We start from the raw sequence: 7,879 nt of genomic DNA, 5'->3' as shown, positions 1-7,879 counted from the left end.
GGCGATGCCAGCGGCGGGGTACGACCGAGTGCGTCGGGCTTTGCGACCGCGGGCCTTGATCAACGGGTATGGCCCGACCGAGGCGGTGGTGACGCCTTTGGTGTGGAAGGGGAATGCCGAGACGGCCTGCGACGGGGCCTATGTGCCGATCGGCCGTCCGGTGGGGGACCGCCGGGCCTATGTGCTGGACGGGCGGCTGCAGCCGGTGCTGGTGGGCGTGGCGGGCGAGCTCTACATCGGCGGGTCCGGCCTGGCGCGGGGCTATGTCGGCCGTGCGGACCTGACGGCGGAGCGCTTCGTGCCGGACCCGTCTGGCGAACCGGGATCGCGGATGTACCGGACCGGTGACGTGGTGCGGTGGCGGCCGGACGGGTCGATCGATTATCTCGGCCGGGCCGATCACCAGGTGAAGATCCGGGGCTACCGGATCGAGCCCGGCGAGGTCGAAGCACGGCTGCTGTCGCACCCGCAGGTGCGCGGCGCGGTGGTATCGGCGGTGTCGTCGCCGGGCGGCAAGCGGCTGGTGGCGCATGTCGCGGCACCGGAGGCCGTTGACGGCTTCGAGGCCGCGCTGAAGGCACATCTGGCGGGTCAGCTGCCGGACTACATGGTGCCGTCGCGGATCATGGTGCTGCCGGCGCTGCCGCTGCTGCCGACCGGCAAGCTGGACCGCAAGGCTCTGCCGGAGCCGGAGTGGGAGAGCACCGCCCGGTCGGCGCCGGAGGGCGAGGCGGAGCAGGCGATCGCCGGGATCTGGGCGGAGGTCCTGGGGCTGCGGCAGGTCGGCCGTGACGACAACTTCTTCGAGCTGGGCGGGGATTCGATCCTGTCGCTGCAGGTGGTGTCGCGAGCCCGCCGGGCGGGTCTGATGCTGACGCCGCGGCAGCTGTTCGAGCACCAGACGGTGCGTGGGCTGGCGGCGGTGGCCGGGCGCGAGACGGCGGCGGTGGTGCAGGAGGTGGCGACGGGCGAGGCGCCACTGACGCCGATCCAGCGCTGGTTCTTCGCCGAAGCGATCCCGCAGCGCCACCACTGGAACCAGGCGGTGCTGCTGGCGCCGCGGCAGCGGCTGGACGCGGAGGCGCTGGGCCGGGCCATTGCGGCGGTGGTGTCGCATCACGACGCGCTGCGGCTGCGCTTCGTGCAGGGCCAGGACGGCGCCTGGAGCCAGGCCTATGCCGATCCGGCGGAGCAGGATTGGCTGTGGCTGCGCAGCGTTGCCGACGAGGCCGGGCAGGCGGCGGTGGCAGAGGCGGCCCAGCGCAGCCTGGACCTGGCCGAGGGCCCGCTGCTGCGGGCGGTGCTGGCCGAGCGCTGGGACGGCACGCAGCGCCTGCTGCTGGCGATCCACCACCTGGTGGTGGACGGGGTGTCCTGGCGGATCCTGCTGGAGGACCTGCAGGCCGCCTACGGCCAAGCCATGGCCGGAGAGGCCATCGCCCTGCCGGAGACGAGCGGCAGCTTCGGGTCCTGGGGCAAGACGCTGCAGGCCCATGCCGCGAGCCCGGAGCTGCTGGCGGAGCTGCCCTACTGGCAGGGCGTGCTGGAGGGCCCAGCGGACTTCCCGGTGGCGCGTCCGGCAGGCGAGAACACGGTGGCGCATCGGGCGGAGCACCGGCAGCGCTTCGACGCGGTCCTGACCGAGCGTCTGGTGACGGCGGGGCGGGCGTGGCGGGCCGGCGTGGAGGACCTGCTGCTGACGGCGCTGGCACGGGTGCTGTGCCGGCACAGCGGCGAGGACTCGGCGCTGGTGGCGCTGGAAGGCCATGGCCGCGAGGAGCTGGGCGGGCTCGACCTGAGCCGGACGGTGGGCTGGTTCACCAGCCTCTACCCGGTGCGCCTGACGCCGGCGGAAGACCTCGAAGCATCGCTGAAGGCGATGAAGGAGCAGCTGCGGTCGGTGCCGCAGCGCGGCCTCGGCTATGGCGTGCTGCGGCACATGGGATCGGACCAGGTGCAGGCGTCCTTGTCCTCACAGCCCTGGCCGGCGGTGACGTTCAACTATCTGGGCCGGTTCGACGGGATGACGGCGGGGGCCTTCGCCCTGGCACGGGAGAGTGCCGGCCGGGACCAGTCGGAGGGCTCGCCGCTTGGCGCCGAGCTGGTGGTGAACGGCCAGGTGGCGGAAGGCGTGCTGGGCCTGTCCTGGCTGTACAGCGCCGCCCGGCACGATGCCGGCACCATCGAGCAGCTGGCCCAGGCCTTCGGTGCCGAGCTGGCAGCTCTGGTCGAGTTGTGCGGCGCGCCGGGGGCGGGCGGGCTGACGCCGTCGGACGTGCCCCTGGCCGGTCTGAGCCAGGCCGAGCTCGACGCGCTGCCGGTGCCGGCGGCGGAGATCGAGGACCTGTACCCGCTGTCGCCGATGCAGCAGGGGATGCTGTTCCACAGCCTGCAGGTGCCGGAGCTGTATGTGACGCAGATCCGGGTGGATGTCGACGGGCTGGATGCCGGCCGCTTCGGCCGGGCCTGGGAGGCGGCGGTGGCGAGCCACACCATCCTGCGCACCGGCTTCCTGTGGCAGGGCGACACGCCGCTGCAGCTGGTGCGCCGTCGGGTGCCGTCGCCGGTGGCGCATCTGGACTGGCGCGGCAAGCCGGATCTGGAGCAGGCGCTGACCGAGCTCGCGGCGACGGACCGGGCGCGCGGCTTCGATCTGGCGACGGCGCCGCTGCTGCGGGTGCTGCTGGTGCGGACGGCGGCGGACCGGCACCGGCTGATCCTGACCAGCCACCACCTGTTGCTGGACGGCTGGAGCACGTCGCGGCTGATCGGCGAGGTGCTGACCCGCTATCACGGCACGGCGCCGGCCTCGGTGGCAGGCCGGTACCGGAACTACATCGCCTGGCTCGCCGAGCGGGACCAGGAAGCGGACCAGGGGTTCTGGCGGGAGCGTCTGTCCGGGGTGGAGGAGCCGACGTTGCTGGCCTCGGCCGTGCCGGCGCCGGAGGCGCAGCCGGGGCACGACAGCGCCAGGCTGCGGCTGGACGGTGCGGCGACGGAGGCGCTGAAGGCCTTTGCCCGGCGCGAGCACGTAACGCTGAACACGATGCTGCAAGGGGCGTGGGCGCTGCTGCTGTCGCGGGTCACCGGGCAGCGCCGGGTGGTGTTCGGGGCGACGGTGTCGGGGCGTCCGGCGGAGCTGCGGGACGCCGAGGCCATGATGGGCCTGTTCATCAACACGCTGCCGGTGGCGCCGGCGCTGGATCCGGCGCGGAGCGTCGGGGACTGGCTGCGGGAGCTGCAGGCGGAGAACGCGGCGCTGCGCGAGCACGAGCACACGCCCTTGTACGAGATCCAGGGCTGGGCGGGTCAGGGCGGCCGGTCGCTGTTCGACACGCTGCTGGTGTTCGAGAACTATCCGGTGGACCAGGCGCTGCGCGAGCGCGACAGCCGGGGGCTGCACAGCCAGGGGCTGCGCTTCGGCGCGGTCTCGAACCTGGAGACGACGAACTACGCGCTGACCCTGACGGTGCAGGCCGGCGGGGACATCGAGATCGGCTGGAGCTGGCGGCGCGACGCCTTCGACCAGGACCGCATCGACAGCCTGATGCGCCAGTTCGAGGCGCTGCTGGTGGGCCTCGCCCAGGCTCCTGATGCGCTCCTGGGCAGCATCGCCCTGCCGACCCGGGAAGACCGGGAGCGCCTGTCGCAGTGGAACGCGACGGACGTGGCCTACGAATCCGTCCCGAACGTTCTGTCGCTGATCGAGCGCCAGGCGCGGGCGACGCCGGAGGCGGAGGCGCTGGTGTTCGGCGCCGAGCGGCTGAGCTACGCCGAGCTGGACCGCCGGACCAATCGGATGGCCCAGGCGCTGGCGGCGCGCGGCGTCGGCCCGGACGTGCTGGTCGGGGTGGCGGCGGAGCGGTCGGTCGAGATGGTGCTCGCGCTGCTCGGCATCGCCAAGGCGGGTGGGGCCTATCTGCCGCTCGATCCGGAGCATCCGCGCGAGCGGCTGGCCGGGACCGTTGCCGAGACCGGGCTGACGCTGGTGCTGGCCCAGGCACATCTCACGGACCGGCTGCCCCACGGCGTCGAGGTGGTGGCGCTGGAGGGCTGGGACCTGTCCGGCTGGCCGGACCGGGCACCGGCGGTGGACTGGCATCCCGACAGCCTCGCCTACTGCATCACCACCTCGGGCTCGACCGGCAAGCCCAAGGCGGTGGGCAACAGCCACGAGGGGTTGTTGAACCGGCTGCAATGGATGCAGGCGGAATACGGCATCGGTCCGGGGGACCGGGTGCTGCAGAAGACGCCCTATGGCTTCGACGTGTCGGTGTGGGAGTTCTTCTGGCCCTTGATGAGCGGGGCCAGCCTGGTGGTGGCGGAACCCGGAGCGCATCGCGACCCGGAGGCCTTGGGCCGGGTGATCCGGGACGAGGGGATCACGACGCTGCACTTCGTRCCGTCGATGCTGGGGGCTTTCGCGGCCTCGGGCGAGCTGCCCACCTGCACCAGCCTGCGCCGGATCATCTGCAGCGGCGAGGCGCTGCCGCGCGAGCTGCAGGACGCGGTGCTGGGCCAGACCACGGCCGGGCTGCACAACCTGTACGGCCCGACCGAGGCGGCGATCGACGTGACCGTCTGGGCCTGCAGGCCCGAGCCTGGACAGACCAGCGTGCCGATCGGGCATGCCATCGCCAACACCCGGATCCACATTCTCGATGCCGATCTGAACCCGGTGCCGGAAGGTGTGTCGGGAGAGCTGTACATCGCCGGGGTGAACCTGGCGCGGGGCTATCTGGGCCGTCCGGACCTGACGGCGGACCGGTTCGTGCCGGACCCGCAGGGTCCAACCGGAAGCCGGATGTACCGCTCGGGCGACCTGGTGCGGCGTCGCGCGGACGGGGCGATCGAGTATCTCGGCCGGCTGGACCATCAGGTGAAGCTGCGGGGCCTGCGGATCGAGCTCGGCGAGATCGAGGCGGGCTTGCGCTCATACCCGGGCGTCCGGGAGGCGGTGGTGCTGCTGCGCGCGGGGCGGCTGATCGGCTATGTCGCCGGCGAGACGCAGCCCGACGAGGCCGGGCTGAAGCAGCACCTCGCGGCCCTCCTGCCGGAGTACATGGTGCCGTCACGGCTGCTGTGGCTGGAGCATCTGCCGCTCTCGGCCAACGGCAAGCTCGACCGCAAGGCGCTGCCGGACCCAGAATGGGAGAGCGACGCGGACAGCCGGGCCGAGCCCGAGGGCGAGACCGAGCTCGCCATCGCCCGCATCTGGCAAGACGTCCTCGGCCTCGCCCATGTCTCCCGACACGACGACTTCTTCTCCCTCGGCGGGCACTCGCTGCTGGCGACCAAGATGGTGTCGCGGCTGCGCCACACCCTGGCAGTGGAGCTGCCGCTGGCGGCGCTGTTCGAAGCCCGCACCATCGCCGGCCTGGCCGCGCTGATCGATCGATACGGCCGCGGCAAGGCCGCGGCGGAACTGGATGCGATGTCCGAGCTGTTGGACGCGCTGGAGCTGCCCGAATGAACGACATGACCGTGCCGCCGGCCGACCCGATGCGCGCGATCGCCGAGCGCGTCGCCGCCCTGCCGGCCGACAAGCGCCGGCAGTTCCTGGCCCAACTCGACACCAAGGGCATCAGCGCCCAGCGCCTGCCGATCGTGCCGGTACCGCGCGATGGCGACCTGCCGCTGTCCCACGCGCAGCGCCGCCTGTGGCTGCTGTGGCAGCTCGAGCCCGAGAGCGCGGCCTACCACATCACCGGCGGCCTGCGCCTGTCGGGCAACCTCGACCCGGCGGCGCTGCAGGCGGCGCTGGACGGGCTGGTCGCCCGGCACGAGGCGCTGCGCACCGTCTTCCCGGAGGCCGAGGGCGAGCCGCAGCAGCGCATCCTGCCGCCGGCGCCGCTGGATCTCGCCCGGATCGACCTGTCGGCGGTGCCGGAGGCCGGGCGGCAGGCTCGGCTCGACGAGATCTCGGCGGCCGAGGCGCGGCGGAGCTTCGACCTCACGGCCGGGCCGCTGCTGCGCGCCACCTTGGTCACGCTGGCGGCGGATGAGCATGTGCTGCTGCTGACCCTGCACCACATCGTCGCCGACGGCTGGTCGCTCGACCTGCTGGTCGAGGATCTGGCCCGCGGCTACAACGACCACCGATCGGGCCGGCCGCAGCAAGCCGCGTCCGGAATTCAGTACGCGGATTATTCCGTCTGGCAGCGCCAGCTGATGGAGGCCGGCGAGGGCGAGCGGCTGCTCGCCTCCTGGCTCGAGCGGCTCGGTTCCGAGCAGCCGGTGCTGGAGCTGCCGGCCGACCGGCCGCGGCCGACCGAGCCGAGCTGGCGCGGCGACACCGTCGCCTTCGACCTGCCGGCCGACCTGTCCGCATCGCTGCGCGCCCTGGCGCAGCAGCAGGGCGCGACCCTGTTCATGGTGCTGCTGGCCGGCTTCTCCGCGCTGCTGCGGCGGCTCGGCGGGCAGAACGAGCTGCGCATCGGCGTGCCGGTGGCCAACCGCCAGCGCCAGGATGTCGAGGCGGTGATCGGCTGCTTCGTTAACACCCAGGTGCTGCCGGTCCGGGTCGATGGCCGGGCTGATTTCCGGTCGCTGCTGACGGCGGTGCGGGACACGGCGCTGGCCGCCCAGTCGCATCAGGCGCTGCCCTTCGAGCGGCTGGTCGAGGCGCTGAACCCCGAGCGCAGCCTGAGCCGCAACCCGCTGTTCCAGGTGATGATGCAGCACGGCCGGCGCCGCGACGCGGTCGCGCTGCGCCTCGGTGATGTGCGGGCCGAGACCCTGGCGCGGCCCGGCGGCAGCGCCCAGTTCGACCTCAGCCTGACGACGGCGGAGGACGAGGCCGGGCGGATCTCCGCCGAGCTGGACTTCGCCACCGAGCTGTTCGACCGGTCGACGGTAGAGCGCTGGCGCGACAGCCTCCTCCGGCTGCTGCAGCAGGCTGTGGCGTATCCCGACCGGCCGCTGGCGCGGCTGGACCTCCAGACCGATGCGGACCGGCAGCGCCTGTCGCAGTGGAACGCGACGGACATGGCCTACGAATCCGTCCCGACCGTGCTGGCGCTGATCGAGCGCCAGGCGCGGGCGACGCCGGAGGCGGAGGCGCTGGTGTTCGGCGCCGAGCGGCTGAGCTATGCCGAGCTGGACCGCCGGACCAACCGGCTGGCCCAGGCGCTGGCGGCCCGCGGCGTCGGCCCGGACGTGCCGGTCGGGGTGGCGGCGGAGCGGTCGGCCGAGATGGTGCTGGCGCTGCTCGGCATCGCCAAGGCGGGCGGGGCATATCTGCCGCTCGACCCCGAGCACCCGCGCGAGCGGCTGGCCGGCACCATCGCCGAGACCGGGCTGACGCTGGTGCTGGCCCAGGCGCATCTCGTCGACCGGCTGCCGCAGGGCGTCGAGGTGGTGGCTCTGGAGGGCTGGGACCTGTCGGGGTACCCGGATGAGGCGCCTGCCACCGACTGGCATCCGGAGGGTCTGGCCTACTGCATCACCACGTCGGGGTCGACGGGCAAGCCGAAGGCGGTGGGCAACAGCCACAAGGGGCTGCTGAACCGGCTGCACTGGATGCAGGCGGAATACGGCATCGGTCCTGGGGACCGTGTGCTGCAGAAGACGCCCTATGGCTTCGACGTGTCGGTGTGGGAGTTCTTCTGGCCGCTGATGACCGGCGCCTGCCTGGTGGTGGCGGAACCCGGAGCGCATCGCGACCCGGAGGCCTTGGGCCGGGTGATCCGGGACGAGGGGATCACGACGCTGCACTTCGTGCCGTCGATGCTGGGGGCTTTCGCGGCCTCGGGCGAGCTGCCCACCTGCACCAGCCTGCGCCGGATCATCTGCAGCGGCGAGGCGCTGCCGCGCGAGCTGCAGGACGCGGTGCTGGGCCAGACCACGGCCGGGCTGCACACGGCCGGGCTGCACAACC

2 protein-coding genes are annotated in these 7,879 nt (G+C 72.8%); both read left to right on the top strand.

The features are described from left to right. Nucleotides 1–4: 4 nt before the first annotated feature. Nucleotides 5–5,473 (top strand): amino acid adenylation domain-containing protein, encoded by a 5,469-nt coding sequence (locus AB4Z01_RS35395; protein WP_441701433.1) that lies wholly within the window; start codon nt 5–7, stop codon nt 5,471–5,473. Continuing rightward, on the top strand, nt 5,470–7,879 hold a 2,410-nt coding region (locus AB4Z01_RS35390), incomplete at its 3' end, for a condensation domain-containing protein (protein WP_441701431.1). The genes AB4Z01_RS35395 and AB4Z01_RS35390, both read left to right, overlap by 4 nt.

It is taken from the genome of Inquilinus sp. YAF38, assembly GCF_052113205.1.
In the GTDB taxonomy this organism is placed as follows: Bacteria; Pseudomonadota; Alphaproteobacteria; order DSM-16000; family Inquilinaceae; genus Inquilinus.
The sequence above is the reverse complement of the archived record's forward strand: the minus strand, read 5'-3'. Positions and strand labels throughout refer to the sequence as shown.